Source organism: Sphingobacterium sp. B29, from assembly GCF_001952815.1.
Taxonomy (GTDB): domain Bacteria; phylum Bacteroidota; class Bacteroidia; order Sphingobacteriales; family Sphingobacteriaceae; genus Sphingobacterium; species Sphingobacterium siyangense.
This window is the reverse complement of sequence record NZ_CP019158.1, coordinates 1861776-1880328: the sequence shown is the minus strand read 5'-3', so window position 1 is coordinate 1880328 and position 18553 is coordinate 1861776. Positions and strand designations below refer to the sequence as shown.

The 18553-nt window shown below is 37.5% G+C and carries 18 protein-coding genes; 4 read left to right on the top strand and 14 right to left on the bottom strand.

The features are described 5' to 3' along the window. Positions 1–152: 152 nt before the first annotated feature. Complete coding sequence (locus tag BV902_RS07790; protein ID WP_075991450.1) at positions 153–911, bottom strand: NADAR family protein; 759 nt, start codon at positions 909–911, stop codon at positions 153–155. Between the two features lie 115 nt (positions 912–1026). After that, entirely contained in the window at positions 1027–1467 is a 441-nt protein-coding gene (locus BV902_RS07785) for a nuclear transport factor 2 family protein (protein ID WP_075991449.1), read from the bottom strand. Positions 1468–1718: 251 nt separating this feature from the next. Here BV902_RS07785 and BV902_RS07780 point away from each other — a divergent pair, with 251 nt between their 5' ends. Then, entirely contained in the window at positions 1719–2522 is an 804-nt protein-coding gene (locus BV902_RS07780; RefSeq protein WP_237242025.1) for a type 1 glutamine amidotransferase domain-containing protein, read from the top strand. 85 nt (positions 2523–2607) lie between these two features. On the opposite strand, the gene BV902_RS07775 is transcribed toward BV902_RS07780, so the two are convergent. The 3 genes from BV902_RS07775 to BV902_RS07760 all read right to left on the bottom strand — a co-directional run bounded on the left by BV902_RS07775 (position 2608) and on the right by BV902_RS07760 (position 7326). Continuing rightward, the gene (locus BV902_RS07775; protein WP_075991448.1) at positions 2608–3225 is read right to left on the bottom strand and encodes a hypothetical protein; all 618 of its coding nucleotides are present in this window, start codon (positions 3223–3225) and stop codon (positions 2608–2610) included. A gap of 615 nt (positions 3226–3840) precedes the next feature. Continuing rightward, positions 3841–6489 (bottom strand): hypothetical protein, encoded by a 2649-nt coding sequence (locus tag BV902_RS07765; RefSeq protein ID WP_075991446.1) that lies wholly within the window; start codon positions 6487–6489, stop codon positions 3841–3843. A gap of 21 nt (positions 6490–6510) precedes the next feature. Then, positions 6511–7326, bottom strand: coding sequence for a GLPGLI family protein (locus tag BV902_RS07760; protein ID WP_075991445.1), 816 nt, complete (start codon positions 7324–7326; stop codon positions 6511–6513). A gap of 797 nt (positions 7327–8123) precedes the next feature. On the opposite strand from BV902_RS07760, the gene BV902_RS07755 reads away from it, so the two are divergent. Next, positions 8124–8327 (top strand): hypothetical protein, encoded by a 204-nt coding sequence (locus BV902_RS07755; RefSeq protein ID WP_075991444.1) that lies wholly within the window; start codon positions 8124–8126, stop codon positions 8325–8327. A 346-nt stretch (positions 8328–8673) separates the two neighbouring features. Here the strand turns inward: BV902_RS07755 and BV902_RS07750 are convergent, their stop codons facing one another. From BV902_RS07750 to BV902_RS07720, 7 genes are all read right to left on the bottom strand, one after another. After that, the gene (locus tag BV902_RS07750; protein WP_075991443.1) at positions 8674–9384 is read right to left on the bottom strand and encodes a hypothetical protein; all 711 of its coding nucleotides are present in this window, start codon (positions 9382–9384) and stop codon (positions 8674–8676) included. Between the two features lie 608 nt (positions 9385–9992). Then, a complete protein-coding gene (locus tag BV902_RS07745; protein ID WP_075991442.1) occupies positions 9993–10262 on the bottom strand; it encodes a suppressor of fused domain protein in 270 nt (89 codons plus the stop codon). A gap of 311 nt (positions 10263–10573) precedes the next feature. Beyond that, positions 10574–11020, bottom strand: a complete 447-nt coding sequence (locus BV902_RS07740) for a nuclear transport factor 2 family protein (protein ID WP_075991441.1) — start codon at positions 11018–11020, stop codon at positions 10574–10576. Positions 11021–11400: 380 nt separating this feature from the next. Continuing rightward, positions 11401–11619, bottom strand: coding sequence for a hypothetical protein (locus BV902_RS07735; RefSeq protein WP_075991440.1), 219 nt, complete (start codon positions 11617–11619; stop codon positions 11401–11403). A gap of 44 nt (positions 11620–11663) precedes the next feature. Further along, positions 11664–12071 (bottom strand): hypothetical protein, encoded by a 408-nt coding sequence (locus BV902_RS07730; protein ID WP_075991439.1) that lies wholly within the window; start codon positions 12069–12071, stop codon positions 11664–11666. An 86-nt stretch (positions 12072–12157) separates the two neighbouring features. Beyond that, positions 12158–12562 (bottom strand): hypothetical protein, encoded by a 405-nt coding sequence (locus BV902_RS07725; RefSeq protein ID WP_075991438.1) that lies wholly within the window; start codon positions 12560–12562, stop codon positions 12158–12160. A 413-nt stretch (positions 12563–12975) separates the two neighbouring features. Next, a complete protein-coding gene (locus tag BV902_RS07720; protein ID WP_075991437.1) occupies positions 12976–13422 on the bottom strand; it encodes a nuclear transport factor 2 family protein in 447 nt (148 codons plus the stop codon). A 342-nt stretch (positions 13423–13764) separates the two neighbouring features. Between BV902_RS07720 and BV902_RS07715 the strand changes: the two genes are divergently transcribed. Both BV902_RS07715 and BV902_RS07710 read left to right on the top strand, forming a co-directional pair. Then, complete coding sequence (locus tag BV902_RS07715; protein WP_075991436.1) at positions 13765–14106, top strand: hypothetical protein; 342 nt, start codon at positions 13765–13767, stop codon at positions 14104–14106. 432 nt (positions 14107–14538) lie between these two features. After that, on the top strand, positions 14539–15357 hold the full coding sequence (locus BV902_RS07710; protein ID WP_075991435.1) for a hypothetical protein: 819 nt from the start codon (positions 14539–14541) through the stop codon (positions 15355–15357). Positions 15358–15667: 310 nt separating this feature from the next. On the opposite strand, the gene BV902_RS07705 is transcribed toward BV902_RS07710, so the two are convergent. Together BV902_RS07705 and BV902_RS07700 are read right to left on the bottom strand one after the other, a co-directional pair. Further along, complete coding sequence (locus tag BV902_RS07705) at positions 15668–17233, bottom strand: DUF4832 domain-containing protein (protein WP_237242023.1); 1566 nt, start codon at positions 17231–17233, stop codon at positions 15668–15670. Positions 17234–17277: 44 nt separating this feature from the next. Then, on the bottom strand, positions 17278–18492 hold the full coding sequence (locus tag BV902_RS07700; RefSeq protein WP_075991434.1) for a SusE domain-containing protein: 1215 nt from the start codon (positions 18490–18492) through the stop codon (positions 17278–17280). Positions 18493–18553: the final 61 nt, after the last annotated feature.

The window sequence follows — 18553 nt, the reverse complement described above, 5'->3', positions numbered from 1 at the left end:
ATATACTTAGAAGAGCCCGAGTATACCTGATTGTCTGATTTCAAAATTAGAAAAGCCACATCTCCCGACCTGGCCTTAATAAATAGATTATTCACTAGTGGTTTGTCTTTTTACTGGCAAACCACCAGTTGTAAAATTCCATTTATACGAAGTTAATAAAAATCCATCCATGAATAAGGAGGAGGATAGGTCAGTTGATATATCTTTTGTTCCCTTTCAGACAGATTATCATAATAAGTACGGAATTTGCTCAAATATTCCTCACCCAATCCCATTCTCCAAAACATATCCCTACTGTCCTTATCGGAAAACTTCGACCAAGGCGGTGGCATAGCGTTTTGAAGTGCTCGAAATTGTCCAAATTGACCTAGAAAATCTCGTACTTCCATCAATGCAAAGCCTAATAAATTTTGACCGCGCCAACAATAGATGTTTTCAATATCGACGTCATCTTGTGCAAGTCCAATACCCCATATGGCATCAACGGGGCTTGCCTCAACAAGAACTCTATTTTCTGTTTTTAACAGATATTCGGCCAGCGTCCAATGTTGATTAAACTTATGGATGTTTCCGTTCCTAACAATCTCAAATTTGCGTTCATTCCAAATCTGATCATCATAGCCTACAACTTGCCTTCCCAACTCTTTGGCCTCACCCGGTTTAATACAGTTGATGATTTTCTCAAAATTCTTCTTATCATCAAAAAGCAATGCTTTTTGGGCCATCATCCAATGTTCCGCAGTCCTATAGGTAATATTATCTACTGTAAACGGACTCTCATACCATTGACTGAAAACAAATTTTCCAACTTCCTGATTATGCTTTGCTGTATGCCCCCAAAAGAAGAGAAATTTGAAGCTATCTCCATTTTCAAATCTATCTGTTAGCCACTTGATAGTATATTGTACCATATGCTCAATTCAAAATTGATCGCCTATTATCCATCGACATACAATGATACGCAAAAAATTGAAGCCACATCTCTCGATGTGACTTCACAACTTATATATTTGTTAGGGATGGCTCTTATTTATACGAATTGATTGATTTGGATACTTTCCAGTCATTACCCACACGCTCCAAAGTGACAAGATCAGTCTTGGTGAAATCCTCAAATTTCAAGGTCACTTTAGCGACCATATAATCTGCAAATTCTTCTAAAATATCAGTGCTAACTGTGCAGTTCAGCTTCTCTCCTTTTTGCTTTTTCAATAGTTTAACTACGGCACTACGGCTGTTAGACTGTGCATTGGAAGCTTGGATCTTTTGATTAAAATCAGCTGCAAATAACTGCTCTACTCCTGCTGATTCGCCCGCAGTCGTTACTGCAACATAGTGCTCTAAAGCGAAATCAGCGGCGGAAAGGTTAACGTTTGCTTTTGTTACTTTTGCTCCAGGTCCTTCAGCTGCCATAGCGAAAGTTGATACTGCGATTAAAGCTGCTGCTGTGAATGTTTTTACTAGCATTTTTTATCGAAATTATTTGTTTTTTATTTGATGATAAAGCTATCATGAGTGTCTTTTGAATACACTCATGATGGTTCATAATGTCTTTTTTTATAGTGTTAGTTCTATTGTTCTTATTTGTTGACTCAAAACTACGACACAATAGACCCCTAGCCTATCGGCTTTAGACTAACGATTAGGAAAACTCGGTGAATGGCGGAAATGGGAAGGTGAATTTTAATTATGTGATGTAGGTCACGTTAAATTACGATATGAAATCGAGAGATTTGTTCCAACAAAAAGAAAATCTCAACGATATGAAAGCAAAACAACTCTTTATACAAATAGGACTATTTTTGGCTTTATTCACCCTAATAGTACCCCATTGCTATGCAACAAATCGAAAACCGAAAATTCTATTTGTAGTAACTAGTCACGATACAAAAGGTAATACAGGCGAGAAAACAGGTTATTATCTCGGGGAAGTCTCACATCCCTGGGAGGTTTTAACAGCGGCTGGATATGAGATTGATTTCCTTAGTCCACAGGGAGGGAATCCACCTGTGGATGGATTTGACCTGACTGATCCTGTTAACAAAAAATTCTGGGAGGATAAATACTACCACAGTAAAATCACCCATTCCCTTAAACCTTCTCAGGTAAAACCGGAAGATTATAAAGCCATTTTCTATGCCGGAGGACATGGTGCGATGTGGGATCTGCCTTTCGATTCGACAATCGCAAAGATTGCAAGCAAGATATACGAAGCAAACGGCGTTGTCGCAGCTGTGTGTCATGGTCCTGCTGGCTTGATCAATATCAAACTGAAATCCGGTGAATATTTGATAAAAGGGAAAAAAGTCAATGGCTTTAGCAATGAAGAAGAAGAGCTTGTAAAGCTCAGCAATGTTGTTCCCTTTCTACTAGAAGATAAACTAAAAGCTATAGGTGGGATTTATGAAAAATCAGAACCTTGGCAGTCGCATGTCACCATTGACGGCAGATTGATCACTGGCCAAAATCCTCAATCAGCCAAGGCCATAGGCATGGCCATCGTCAAGGCATTAAGTAAGTAAGTAAGTAAGTAGTAAGGTATACTTCTCAAGATAACAACATTGGCCTTTGAAAAACCATAGGGTCTTTCAATATTATTGCGGAGAATCAACTCAAGAATATTATGATACGTAATATAATTAAACCAACAACAACTAAACAGATCATAAGTGGAGCAATGATGCTTCTCTTCTTATATTTTATTCCTTTCAAATATTGATCCCAAAACCCAAACTGCAATATGGCGGCACCTATTCCATACAACAAAATACCAGTGAATCTACTCTGATCAAAATAATCTTTAAATTCATTGTATACTAAAATTAACGCTAAGGTATAACCAAATCCAAATAGGAGTGTTGCCCATGCTTCTTTTTTCTTGGATAATGTGAATAAGTTAATCGCTAACAATATAGCGCCTGTAAATAATCCGAATAGTATACTAAAATACCATATTGCTTTTTGTGAATAGAAACTGACGGAAGCTTTTTCAGCATCTTCATCAATATCCCATGTGTTAAGGGATTTGTAATCAGGTTCCTCTTTTTTCCTTGATGCGATAAGTTGATTTATCTTAACAATTTCTGTTTCGGAAAAAAAATAGCCCCTTTTTTTGAGAATGTCGAAAGCCATTTCTATAGCTTCAGGGACTGATCGGGTATCTTCTGAAGTATACCGCAACAGGTCCTTATTGGATAGTTTTTCTAAGACTGATCTTTTTACCATAAACCTAATATAACCACACTACCAATTACAGTGATCACACTTTTAATATAAGGGTACTAAAATATTATTATCTGACAACAAATGTTTCCTAATCATCTCGCAGTTTAGATCTAATTTTCCATTGTAGCCGTAATTTCATCAAAGAAGTAAAATAACTGACAGGTGTATTAAGTTAATTTCATATAACATTGCAATAGCGATACAAAAATTAAGATATTACTGGCAATAAAACAATATACTATCCACTTAATTTTAAAGCCATAATAGAATAATCCCAATATCCATGGATTCCCAAAAAGATATATTCCAAAAATTTGAAAGCCATCAAATTTATGCCCTAAATGAAAAAAATCAGCCAATAACTGACTAAAACATCCTTTAATTGCCTGGTGCTCTATCGCAATAAAATTCGTCACGATCAAACAAACATAGGTCAGAATATAAATAGTTGGAACAACTTTTTTATTAATTTTCACTTCTTAAACATTTATTGATTTGTACGTTGTATAACTTGAAAACAGGTCCATCTACCACCTCACTGGAAGATATGAATTAGCTAAATTATCAAAGGTCATTTGAGAGCCTTAAGTTAACAAATTCTTTGGGAGTTAAACACTAGATTTTAAATCGCATTGCAATCAAAAACTGTCTTGGCCTGAGTTCGAAATAACTCTGTATAAGCTCATAATCTGAGGAAAATTGCTGCAGATAGTTTTTATTGTTCAAGATATTGGTTGCTGTCAGCTCTAAATCGGTACGCCAATGGCTTAGCCTGAACCGATAAGTTGCGTCCATAAAATACTGACTTTTTTGTGCCTTGACATTATTTGCATATAATGAATTGGACAAGGTGATCAAATGTCGATCATGGGGGGCAACTACCAGATTAAAAAAATGATTGTTATATAACAGCTCATTGCGCTGTCCAGCAGCCAATCTATTGTGGGTCCGCCCCATGGCAACCCGGTAATCTCCAGAAATTAACGCTGAAGACGAATTGATCAGCTCAAGTGTGAACGACTGACTGCTTACACGTTGCTTCACCAACTGCTCATTCAGCAAATAATCTGAAGTACTCCAACTGAAATTACCATTTAACTTTGCTACAGTTTTGATACGGACAAATAGTTTGGAAAGTCCACCAGTGATCCCATGCGACAGACTCTGCGCATTTTGATTAATAATACTGGTCGTGCTACGTCCCATACTATCCAATACTGTACTGAACATATAGTCACGCCAACTTTTTCTAAAATTATAACCCAGATTGGCAAAGCTTGCCTTCAAGGTGTTTTTATACGCATAATGTATTCCTGTACGCAGCTCTTCATTCTTAAGTAAGCGTGCATCATACTTTTGGATACTGCGATACTGACTGATGATGTAACCATTGTAGAAATTGTCGAGCCCACCAAAATTTCGACCTCCACTCAGGTTTGTACTGATCGTATTTTTCCCGTTAAACAGATAGCTCATCGAAGCAGAGGGATTCCAACTGCTCCGCAATTCATTTTTCAGACGCTGTTTGCCTTGCTGTTTGACATTATAGTAATATTGACTGAACGGTAGATTGAAACTGTATTTAAACTTGCGCACTTCTTTCCCAATTTGGAGCGCCATCCGCAGCTGCATCTGCGCGCTATTCATAGCATTGAAATAACCAGTATCCAGGACGCGAATATCATGCTGATCATGCAGCTCGATATAGCTGTTTAACGTACCGCTGTTGTAATTCAGGTTGATGCTAGGTGAAAAAGTCCATGTTTTGATCTTGCGCGATAAACTCAGGCCATTTTCAAAATTAAAGCTCTTAAAACGAACGATCTGTCCCATCTGATCATAGGGCATCCCGCCGTTGAGCAACGATTCAAACTGACCGGGATTGACCGTAAGACGTTGAGGCGTACTGTGCCACTCTAAAGTAGACGTGATATTGACCAACTGCTTGCCTATAAAACGGCCGAGTGAAAAGGAATTGAGAAAGGCTTCGTCTGAGAATTTTTTGTCCTGCTGTATAGGGATGTCTTCATTAAAAAGAATATTACCGGCACTGTTGTTCCAATGTTTACGATAATTGGTGCTGTTACTAAAAAAAACGTTTGACTCGTTCTTTTCGACCAGCATCCCAATATTCAACTCATCGATACCATAGCGATTGTCCACTACCTCCTGGTTGTGGATCACTTCGTTGTTTGTAAAATATTGTGTCGACGTTGTTCCTTGCAGTTTTCGATTATCGTGGAAATAAGAAAAATTACCTTTGACTTCCAAACCGTTCTTTAACTTTTGAATCATATTGCTGCTCATTAGAAAGATCTGGTTTTTCAACCATTTTTTCTGATCGAAACCCGGAGTGGCTACCTCCCGAATAGAGAGATAGGACGGTCCATCTGAAAAGCGAGATCGCGCTGTAAAATAACCAGTACCTGAATAGAATGGTTTTAACTGCTGTGACACGTCATCGCCAACATTGTTCGTCTGAAATGAATTGAGCATTTGAAAGGTCTTGGCAAATGTCATTGGTGTAATATTAGCATCCCAAAGCGCAGGAGCTGCTCCAAGACCTAGTTTACCGGTACCTGTTGTGGTAAATTTCTTAAGCTGTAAATTAAGGGTGGCGCGGTTTGAAAAGACCAACTTATCCAACATTTTGATGGGTTGATGATTTTCAAGGATCTGAACTTTCATAACCGCATCTGCTGGAAGATTTTGATTGATAAGCCCGTAACGTCCGCCCATCATGTCCAATCCATTGACCCGATACTGTTGAATAGGTTCGCCTTGATAAAAGATCTGACCGTTGCGCATCTCTACGCCCGGAAGCTTCTTGATGATATCACCTATTACACGATCTTGCGCTCCTGTAAAAGAAGCTACATTATAATTGATCGTATCTTTTTGCTTGTACACTGGCACATCCGACACCTTTACCTCTTGTATTTTCCGCACCTCACTTTTTAAAATATAAGCATAGTTTGCAGTCGCATTGGCAACATGTACGCTACGTTTGGCATAACTGAGATGATTAAAATCCAACTGTAGTGAATCTACATCGCTAACTTTAACAGTAAGTCTGAAGGCTCCACTAGCGTCACTTTTTGAAAAGTTCAACAAGGCTGCAGAACCGATTTTTTTATAAGACACAGTGACATTGGCGATCGGTTTTTGATTTTCGTCGAGTAATTTGCCTGTAATAATGGTTTGCGCAAAGGAATGGCCACCTATCCAGATAAATATGATGGTGAAAAAAAGTTTAGCTAGCATAGCGTCTATTTGCACATCTCATTAATGCCGCTCGATAGGGTTATTATCTGTTTTCATTTCTGCACGGATATTTATTTTACTTTCGTCAGATAATATAGCTCCGGTCAACAGCGCATATTCAATCATATTATCCCTTAATTTTTGCCTTTCCTTATAAAAATTAGCTTTTGTTGTCTTTTGGATAATAAGGTCTGGACGTAATTGATCGAAAGTGGCCGATACACTGTTTACTTTGCTTATGGAGGCCATATCGAATGTGAAATATTTATCCTGATCTGATATGGACAACACTAAACCGGGTAGTCCACAAAATTTATACGGACCATCTGAAATCGGTATATCCATGGTAAACCACGCGATCCATTTTCGCCCGCCCCAGTCCGTCGTCGCTTTTTGACAAACAAAATGGTTAATATGAGCAGTGTCAGGGCGTATTTCCCATTGCATATCCGCCTTATTTTCCTCATAGTAGGACAACTCATTATTTCCACTAAACCCCACGCCGTTTATAGGATCGTAAGTGGAAATGACATCTCCCCGTTTTACAATTAAAAAGTTATTGGGTACTATACGACCATAACTGTAGAAAAGCATATTACTGCCATGTTCGAGTGCCAATGCTGAATCAGCTCTAAATTTTGATAGGGTCTGAAAATGACTTTCTTGCTCACCGATCGTCAATTGTGTAAAAATACTTTTCCGCGAAGCACTAGACGTACTATCGTTCTGATAAGTAAACTTATACATGATCTTCATATCGAATGCCACCGGTTTGACCTGAGCATGAACGGTAAATTGAAATATTAAAAAAAACAGTGGGTAAAATAGTATTTTCATAATTAAAACGGATTCACTTGAAGAGGATTATAACAGTTTTGATAGGCCGTTCTTATTTGGTCCGATGTAGGGTTAACATTTAATTTAGCATACGTTACCTTAATAGGATCTAGCAAAAATGCAGAAGTATAATTTAGATCACTATTTTTACCTTTAAAAAGAGCAGATTTACCCATAAATTAAGCGTTTCGTTTGGTTAAAAAATTACAAATCATACTAACTAGCGTCACCAGAATGCACATTTACACTTCAAGTTATATATACATTACCGAATATTAAAATATTAAATCAAATCAATCGATTGCGTTATTTTAAACGGAAAATAATTTACGAAAACCCCATTCCTGGCGAGCTATTTTAGTGATCTTCTTTCTTTTCGATGTTGCAATAGTCTCCATATCTTTTACGATGCATCGTTTCGATATGACAAAAGAAAAAAAGCCACATTTCCCAAAGTGGCCTTAATAGATAATTCACGAGTGGTTTGTCCATTTACGACAGGCAAACCACCAGTTATTATGCTACACTTAGATGCACTATTGTTGATGGAGAAGATAACAGGAGTATTGCTAAAAAAGTTGCTTCCAGCAAAATAGCAAAGACCTCTCCAGAAGAAGGTTATACCGACTGTGTAAATAGAGTCTAGCAGATGACATAAAAAGCTTGTGAATCAGATCCAACATGTGATACTCTTTTCGATTTGACACCTGAATGCCACACGAGTATGTTAGCAGCGGCTACATACACTTGCTTATAATTAAATTTTTGATTACTTTTAATTATAAAAAATTTTAAAAATGAAATTTTCTTTGATATTAATAGCTTTATTTTGGCTTATTAGTTATATAGTAGTGGTCGTTCAAATAGCTAAATCAAAAGGGAGAATACCTTTTTTGAGTATTATACTAATGTTTTTATTTCCTTTTTTATGGGTGTTTTTTGCACAACAACTGTCTCGTATCGAAGAAGTATCTAAGGCTAAGAAAAAGAAATATATCTAATTGTTATAGCTTCTACAACCTAATAGAACATTAGGTTGTAGAAGTTTTTTAGTTCCCTCTACTTTCCCATATGTCGAATTGCCATAGAACGAGTTCTTCTGTGATGAACTACTTGATGGATCGCTTAACGTTAGCATCGATGGCATTGTACAGTAATAATCTTTTTTATAACGATCTACATTCACTGATAGGAAACCCACGCAATATTCAAATAATGTAAAATCAAAACGAAAAGGAATAGATTCTTCAAAAAAAACTTTAAAATCTTCATATAACGGTTGCTCTATGAAATACGATTTTGGGAGGTAAAAGCCAAACAAGAGTAATTTTACGATTATTGCTATTGCTAAAATGGCATTGTTACCACGCGTGCTTTATATTTACCTTTTTTAATCTCAAATAAAACTGCATACCCACCAGCTCCATCGCCATTAACAGCAGTAATGTATAAAATATCATTCGAGTCATCATAGTAGCATGTTGCAAACTCGTTGTTTACATTAAATAAGTTTTCGATTTCCTTTGCTGGGATCTGAATAAATCTTCCCTTTATAGTAGCTTGAATAGAGGTGTAATGGTTTGTAGGGATTTCGCCATCTGTTCCCCAAACCTGCTGCCCTCTAAATTTGTCTACAACGCTATAGCCATCATATTGAGTCGATGAAAAATCACCTTTATTTTTTTCATAATCGAAACGATCGGAATTTATTTGCACGGTTATATCTTTTGCCATAAATTTTGCGCTGCCTTCATCAGCAAATACTATAGGGATCTGCTTATAGGATTCGATATATTTAATTCTTGAATGGTGTACATACCCAGTGAAGCTCTTGTTATGGTTGTCGGTATAATCAACAATTACCCAATCGCCGAACTTTTCATCAGGAAATGCATAAACAATTTTATCAGCAGCAATTTTTGAAACAACCGCACTATTCACTGTAGCTTGTTTCCTCACATTTACATAGCCGTCTTTGTCAATGATTTTTGCAAATTGGGCCGAGGCCAACTGGCATACTGTGAGAAAAAGTAGTACTAAAAAATATCTCTGATTCATTTGGTATAAAGTTATTACTGATAATATTTTGCCCCCGACTAATAAGATCTTGGACCATATGATCTTCCTTACGAGGACTCATATTTACGAATTTAATTGAAAGATAACAATCTCGCTACCTTTATATCACTTGTTGGTTAAAAAAAGTTTAAAATATATGCTCGGACTAGCTATTTATGCATTTATATAATGAAAATCCTTTTACCCGTTTTCTGCTGAAAAATCGCTAGGTTTAATTACTTTTTGTAGATAAATTTCATCACTAAACTATTCTAAATGTTCTTGCAGCAATCTTTATGTCGCTAGAAGTGGAAGCTGTTTTAATAGCAGGACAGTATTACCTATTATTAACTCATTCCATGAGATTTGAAATCATATTCCTCCTCCGTAATGGATTATTAATGATTTCCTGAATGAATAATCCCCAGTCCTGTTCCAAATCATTTAGATGGTCAAATGGCGCAGGATAGTTGAATTTTCAAACTCTTTGCCAGATTCTAAATCAAACAGTATATCGTTTAATTCAAAATTTCGTAGTAGTTTCATAGCTATCTATTTTTTAGAAAAATTGGTATTTTTGACTACTAAATCCCGAGATATTATTTCATTCAAACCAACGTGTCCCTGAATGGATCTAAATAATTTAATCCTCGTTCTTCAAATATTTCCTCAAGCTTTTCGGCACCATTTCCCTTTTTAAAAGCTACTTCCTCCTCGGTGATAGGCAGTAACCAATAGAAATGGACTGATTTATTGTTATCAAAGGTAAGAATTTCAAGTTTGGGTCCGTCGAGATAAGGCAGCGCAATAAGGCCATAAGAACAGGGAGAATCCATGCGCCATCCTCTTCCCCACTTGATGGTATGCCAATGTCCCAAACTACTCCAATAAAACTATTTCAATATAACCTTTATCCTTACAAAACGGCAACAAGCTTCATTTCGACAAGAAGATTTAATATAAAAATTGGTTTAGTACAGTGAAAATCCAATAGTTTTTAAAAACATTGAAACAATGGGAAACATAAAAATTATTGTACAAATAAACGCTAAGAGAAAGCGTCTGATGATAATCAGGTCTTTTGACGTAAAAAAGCCAGATTTCACGATCTAGCTTCTAAACTAAACTTTAACATATGATTCACTAGTGGTTTGTCTTTTATTATTGGCAAACCACCAGTTATTGGATACTACTTATAAGAATTGATCGATTTGGATACTTTCCAGTCATTGCCTACACGTTCCAAGGTAACTAAATCTGTTTTGGTGAAATCTTCAAATTTCAACGTCACTTTAGCGACCATATAATCAGCTGATTCTTCTAAGATGTCGGTGCTTACTGTACAGTTTAGCTTTTCGCCTTTTTGTTTTTTCAGAGATTTAACCACTTCGCTACGGCTGTTAGACTGCGCACTGGTAGCTTGGATCTTTTGATTAAAATCAGCTGCAAATAACTGCTCTACTCCTGCTGATTCGCCTTCTGTAGTTACCGCTACGTAGTGTTCTAAAGCGAAATCTGCTGTAGAAAGGTTAATATTAGCTTTTGTTGCTTTTGCTCCAGGCCCTTCAGCTGCCATAGCAAATGTAGATACTGCGATTAGGGCTGCTGCTGCGAATGTTTTTACTAATGCTTTCATAATGTCTTTATTTTATTGTGTTAGTTCTGTTGTTCTTACTGTTGTTCTTACTTGTTGACTCAAAACTACAACACAATAGGCCCTTAGCCTACGGGCTTTAGGCTAACGATCGGGAAAACTCGGTGAATGGCGGGAATGGGGATGTAAATGGATAACTTATGGCTAAGTTATGCCCTTTTTAAATTTTGCAACAAAGTATTTATCTGTAGATGAAAGAATTATAAACTTCCGCCTGCCAAACCACTTCGATTTCATTACCGCTTATGATGTCGATAATATTATTTACATTACCTATAGAATAGTGTTTCAGATCCCAATCTGAAAACATTTCTTGACTTTCTCTACGAAACCAATCTAATAGTCTGAATTATCCGATACCACTAAACCTCTATACCTGGGTGCTCATAGAGGCCTCTTGATCTTGCACCTTCATCTGTCACTTGATAAGACATCACACCTTTAAATTTTAAGATTAATATTCGGTCATCTTTCATTTCAGCCAGATGAATCTCTATGCTACCACCGTTGTCCGTTAAATTAACAAAATAAAGATCATTTGGTGGAGGAGATACTGGATCCCATTTTATAAAATTGTTCATAACTATTGATACCTGAATTTTGTTCCTTTTAATTTATTAACTGGTTAACTCACTAACGTTTTCACCTCTTCCTTACTTAACCAGCGAAATGTAGCAGGTTCATCCGAAAGCACCTCAATTGCATTTTCTAAATTATAAATAACGAAATGTTCAATATTTTTTCTTTCTAAAATATCATAGCTGCCCTCAATAACTGAATCCAAATAAGCCGAGCATGTAGATCTTGCAAATCCTCGAAAATCGTCGTTCTCGTTAACCATCTTCATTAGCGCCAAGTCGATCGTAACTTTATACGAAACAAAATACTCAAATTTTAATTCGAGAATTTGAGTGTGATCAACTAAGTTTTTTAAAAGAATAACTATTTCACTGTATTCCACATACATTTTATAAAAAAATAAATCTTGAGGAAGGAATAAATCAATAGCCCATTTTTCATATTTATCTTTCATCGTGTAGTATCTAAATTTTGTTTCTATTACTTTTTCGTCCAAATTCAATATGGGGCCGCTGATGTTAGTCCTACAGGGCCATCTGACTACCTATCCAAATTTTCAATTTCTTTTTTGAAATTAGCCAATAGAGAATAAAATCGAGTTTTCAATAGCTCACTTTTTCTTTTATTATCCATAACAATTTCATTAAAATAGATCGCATCAACCCAAATATTTAAATTATTAGTATTCGTTTCGAGCATAAAATCATAGGCCTTTTCGATATCCGACAATTCGAAACTTGAATATATATCCTCAGATTTGGATAATTGCATAGCGCTCAATAATAGCTGACTTAACCTTGAATCCATTTTATAGCAATTATTCAATTGATCAAAATTTTCCAGGAACGACAGGTCGTTACCAACTTCACGCTGAAGTTGATTTAATGCTTGGGATAAAGAATCTTCAAAACTTTTTAAAGCCAGTAGGTGCTTTTTAATATCCATTACTTATTCTTTTTTACGCCCAATAATCTAATTAACTGACCGCTCTATTTTTTTACAATATGATCGGCCATAGTTATGACTCTTGAGATTCTAATCTTATTTTATTTCCGGTTTATACCATGGTCGACACTGAAGATTTTCGAACAATATCGGTACAATGATCAGTTCCTATTAAGCCCAGTCCGATTAAAGTATACTTTTCTTCCATCAATTACTATAATCTAGCGACCACAGGCTATTTGCACGAAATCTCAGCACGAATGGCGAATACCTAAAGTTAATTTAAAAGTTTCATACTTGTATATCAGAAAAAAAGCCACATCTCCCGACGTGGCTTTTAAACTTAACTTAAATAGATAATTCACCAGTGGTTTGTCCTCCACCCGAACTGACAGACCACTAGCTATTAGATTTTATTTATACGAATTGATTGATTTCGATACTTTCCAGCTGTTACCCTCGCGCTCTAAGGTGACCAGGTCAGTCTTGGTAAAATTTTCGAATTTCAAGGTTACTTTAGCGACCATAAAGTCTGCTGACTCTTCAAGGATATCGGTGTTTACGGTGCAGTTCAGCTGCTCTCCTTTTTGCTTTTTCAAGAATTTAACGATTTCGCTACGGCCATGACTTTGCGTATTGGACGCTTGAAACTTTTGGTTAAAATCTTCAGCAAATAGCTGCTCTACACCTGCTGATTCTCCCGCAATGGTTACCGCAAGATAGTGATCCAGTGCCAAGTCTGCTGTGGAAAGATTAACGTTTGCTTTCTCTGATTTCGAACCTGGTCCTGCAGCTGCCATAGCGAATGTTGATACGGCGATTAAAGCTGCTGCTGCGAATGTTTTTACTAGGATTTTCATAATATCTTTTTTATAGTGTTAGTTCTGTTGTTCTTATTTGTTGACTCAAAACTACGACACAATAGGTCCCTGGCCTATGGGCTTTAGACCAACGCTCGGGAAAACTCGGTAAATAGCCGAAATCGGGAGGTGAAAATATGTACGAATACCAAGTCTAATTTTTGAGCGGCTTTCAGTTTACTGGGAAAACTAAATATCAACTAAATAAGCGCGAATATGAGATCAACTCTCACGAATACGAATCGCTCAGCCTAGTACAATTTCTTGTGATTACTTTTATTCTCAGATAATTAAAACATGCCCAAAAGGCATACATTATTTAACAAATAAAACTTAAAAACAATGAAAAAGTTATTGATGAGTTTGGTAGCCCTAGCTGCGCTATCGACAGCGGCTTTTGCAGGCACGGACACAAAAGCACCCAAAGAAAATGCAGAAGTAAAAACAAGTACTTCGGCAGCACCCGAAACCACCAACAAAGTTGAAGTTACCGAGTCAACAAAAGAAAGCAATGCAAAATTTCTAAGAAAATGTGTTTACACGCTAACAGTCTACAATACTAGTGGCCAAGTGATTGACACCTTCACTTCGCAAACCTATGTTGAAAATTCCTGTTCAGGATTCTTCGACAACTGCAGAACGATTTACAGACATATGCTTGCCCAGGGTGAATTAGGAATATAGTCTGCAACTTATATTTCATTCGAATTATAAGTACTGTAAAATAAGCGGGGCCAAGGCCCCGCTTTGTATAATACCTCAATCATTTCCTACAAGTTAGCAGCTAACCCAACAGGACTATGCTCAAAGATTCCAGCCAATTACAATGCTTTATTTGCTCCACTGAGTAATAAAATTCAACAAAACCACTTCAAATCTGCTGTTGTTCTTACTATACAAAACGGCTACTAGCTACATTTCAAAAATGAAGAATCAACATAAAAATTGGAATCGTACGGTGAAAATTCAATAGTCTCTAAAAAAGCAACCAACGCTTAAGCCATGATAGGGAAAACTCGAAAAATAGCGAAAACGAGCGTTAAAAAAAATACAGTACTAAGCAATAAAAATACTACTACCATTGATTAACTTTAGTGAATATTAACAAATTCAAAAATGAATTACTATTTTACATTATTATTTTTAGTTGCTTTGCAGTACGTTAACGCACAGGAATCCTTTGTCTTTAAATACCTTCCTCAACCACAATTAAAGTACGAGACAACGGGTATATATCAAACCAAAGCAGCAGGCAAATTGGAGGGACTATTCCCCTTTACAATGAATCTGGAAGGAAATAATAAGGTCCAATCGACCACCGCTACAGGCGCAGAAGTCAAGCAGATAATTCCCTATAAGACAGAAATACTTTTTGTAGAGACTAGCATGAAATTTAACGAGCAAATAACTCCATTAAAGGCTCCGCTAAGTGGCTCTACGATATATGGCTATTACGATGAAAATGGCAAAACAAAGATTGATTCGATCGTAAACAACACGCTAGATTCCCTGGAAAAACAACATTTAAAAACCGAAATGGAACAGAATCAGTTTGAAGATAAAACGCCAAATAAACCAATGAAAGTTGGTGATTCAGTTGAAAAAACAGAAACAGTGGCATTTCCAGTCTTAGGAGCAGATCAACAGGAATTTTTGGTAAAAACCAAATACACCCTACAAAAAATTGAAAATGGGACTGGCTATTTAGATGCTACGCAAACATTTCAATTAAAAAGTCCAAATGAGCAGATCGAAGTCCTACCCAACAGCAATGGTTCAGGAAAAGTCGAATTTAATATCAAATACACTTACGTAAGCAAAAAAGTAACAAGCGCTAATCTGTACCTCAAAGTCAAACAGGATGGATATGTCATGTCCTGTATAATTTCGTCAAATAACTCTGATATCACAACCGCCTCTTCACTGATACGATAGGCGGTCTAAATCATCTTGCAAACTAGATCAAAGTTTAATCGCTATTGTTTCTGTCAATTCTATTGAAGCTATAAAAAGAATACATTACAGAAACCATAACTTGTTTCCTCAAATTTCAGCTACATATAGGCCCATAACTCGCGACTTAGCATATAAAAATTGGATAATAAACCTACAAAGAGGGCGCAAAAGGATCATAAAAATTACTGTACAAGTACACACTAAAACAAAGGGCCTGATCAATTATCAGGCCCTTTTGACATAAAAAACATCCGATGATTTCGCTTTTGATCGAGAGTCATCAAGAAATTTATTGTACTTGTACTTTCAATAGTTTTAACCATCCTGAATCAGTTATATCGCCATTTACGGCAAGCCTTATTCCCGGCTGATTTTCATTTGTTGTATCTACAATGGCGACGGCCCAGGTATAGTTTCCAGCAGCTACATCGACATTAGCTTTCAACTCGTATGCGACTGGATTATTCTTAAGCCAGGTGGAAGGTTCTCCTTTATCATCAACAAAAACTTTTTTCACCCTGTTTTCTTCGTCCAGGAGTGCAAAAGCTACTTTATATTTATAATTCCATTGAGGAATATTATTCGGAAAATACCCCCAGCCCATATTCCGCCAGCGGTGGTTAATTGTCGTTTCAGTACCCGAATTGACTTTCTCCGGTAAATAAATACGATCGGGATATAAACGATAGCCACCTTCAGAAATAAAACGCTGGCATAAGGTAAAAGATTTGGTGAACCAGCTTTCAATTTCACCGATACGGAAATCCATCATGTTTACAGCAGCTTCCAAGGAGCTGTCAAATTCGCCCTGCCGAACATCTTCGGGATGGTCTTGCCTGTATTTACCGCTTGGATCAGTCCAGTAACGGTGTGTACCAGTCGTAATCCAACCACCTTCCATAATAATCGGGCGTTTAAAATTCCAGACCTTGGCAAAATTCTTCTCCCAGCTTTGATAATAATCGGTCATTCCAAAGGCATCCTGACGCAGGCTGTACCCTTTATTGATCATCTTATTCAATAGCTTCTCCGAATTAGGATTGGGAGCTCCATTGCCCGCAGGGTCGCCAACTAAGCGGTGATAATTGATCAGCAAGGGCACTTTTGTAAAGTTCTTGGAATACACATCTGAAATCCAATCAACAACTTCTTCTTTGATTACCTCAATATTTTGGCCGGAAGGATTATTAGGATCTTCGTAAATGACGCTATGTCCCTCCCCCCACAAACCGAGTCCATAGGCATCGACAAAGGAGGTTTTATTTAAATCATTAAAATCCTTCGCCAACTCTTCGATCAGCTTGCTATAATATTTCCGAAAAACAGGATCTTGCAGCACGGGTGTTTTTCTATCCGGAAAAGAAGCATTGGCAACATAATACTTGGCGCCTGCATCGAAAACAAACTGCGGCGTATTTGCTCCTTGATCGCGACCGTCGACGACGATACGAAAGGCGATTGGCAATCCTTTATCTTGTGCCCCTTTGATCATTTTATAGATTGCCGTGCTGGGATCCCTCCAGGCATATACGCCATCTACAGGATTAAAAGTTCGCCAGCTGGTACGGATATAACAGGCAGATGCATAGTCAATTGCTTTGACCGTTTTACCTAAGTCAGGTACATAGAATTGGGTGTCCCAATAGGAAGGAGTCCCCGAAGCTGAAGCATACATGACCCAGCCGTTTAAAGGGTTACGAAACATGGAACTGCGGTTGTAGCTGGGTTTCACCAAGGTCCCTGCTATATCTTTTTCGTTATCAGCACTATCTTTCTTGCATGAAACCGCTAGAAAGCAAAGCATGATAGCAAATGCGCTGAGGCAGGCTTTTTTATAGTTTATATTGTTTTTCACTTTCAGAAATGTTAAAGTTAATTTAAATGCTTTGATACAATTGCTTACCGTTTTAGCCCCAGAATTGTCATGTTCCTTAGATCAAAAATCAGCACATTGGTCGTGGCAGGAATGGTAAAATAAGAATTGCGGTTGGCGCCAACGGTACCTCCGCCCAATTCTGCTACTTTTCCTAAAGTAAGCGTCAGGGTCTGAGCCACACCTTCAGTCGTAGGCGGAGCACTAAAAGCATAAGCCAGGTTTTTGTTATTACTGTTGTCTCCGGTCACGATAAACTTGGTGGTCCCGACTTTACCCCCGGTATAGACCAAAACCTGCGGATCCGCCAAACTTACCTGACAATCCATTTTTACCGGAGTTCCCCAGCCATTGATACTTCCGTGCATCCACAAATCCGTCACCGTGGTCGTATAAGGCTGGTCCCCTGTCCATGTCACTATTTTAGGAGCAAGTGCTTTCGCTGGAGAATAAATGGTTGCTGTCGCTTTTTGCATATTGACCACAACGCGATACTCGCCCGCAGTTGCTATTTTCCAGGAGAATACGTTTTCTCTCATTTTGATGCCAACGGCATTTCCATCGTTTAGTTCAGCGCTTCCATCCGAGGTAACAACATAATTGGTTTCACCGTTAAATTCGACCGGAATTTCCAGTTCGCCAGGCTGCAAATTCAATACATAAGCATACTGATCCAGATTTTCCAATGTTTTTGGCATCTCCACTTTGCTCCCGCCAACGGCACTTCCGCTCAAGAACACTTTATCGGCATCAAAAACAACCGTCTTGATCGGATTTACTGTAATTCTTACGGTACGTACTTCGGGTGCCTCAAAAGTAGCACCGCCCTCCCATTGTGCAACGACTCTAAACTCCAGCGTAAAGCTCTTATTTGCTGGTATGCCCCACTTTTCATTTGCCCAATTTTGTAATTGTTCGGAAGTAAAGCTTCTGCTCAATACGTTATCGTCTTCATAGTTAAATATGGCTGTACCGGTACCAAAATTGTTCCCCACCACATCTAACATCGTACTGTAGCTGACCAAATGATCATCTGACTGTACCCTAGCGGGCTTCCAGTTAAATGTGACGATATCTTTGGTCAAATTGACCTCGTCCAGCGTAATGTTTTCCGACGAAGGCTGAAGGTCCATCGTTTCATTGACTTTGGGTATATCCTGAATTTCCTGTTTGCAGGATAACTGGCAAAGTACCATGCTTAAGAAAAATAAGGTTTTGTATAAATAATTGATGATTTTCATTGATTTATATTTTTGCTAACGTTTGGATAGAATCATGCGCTTGACTAGCGCAACTGCTTTT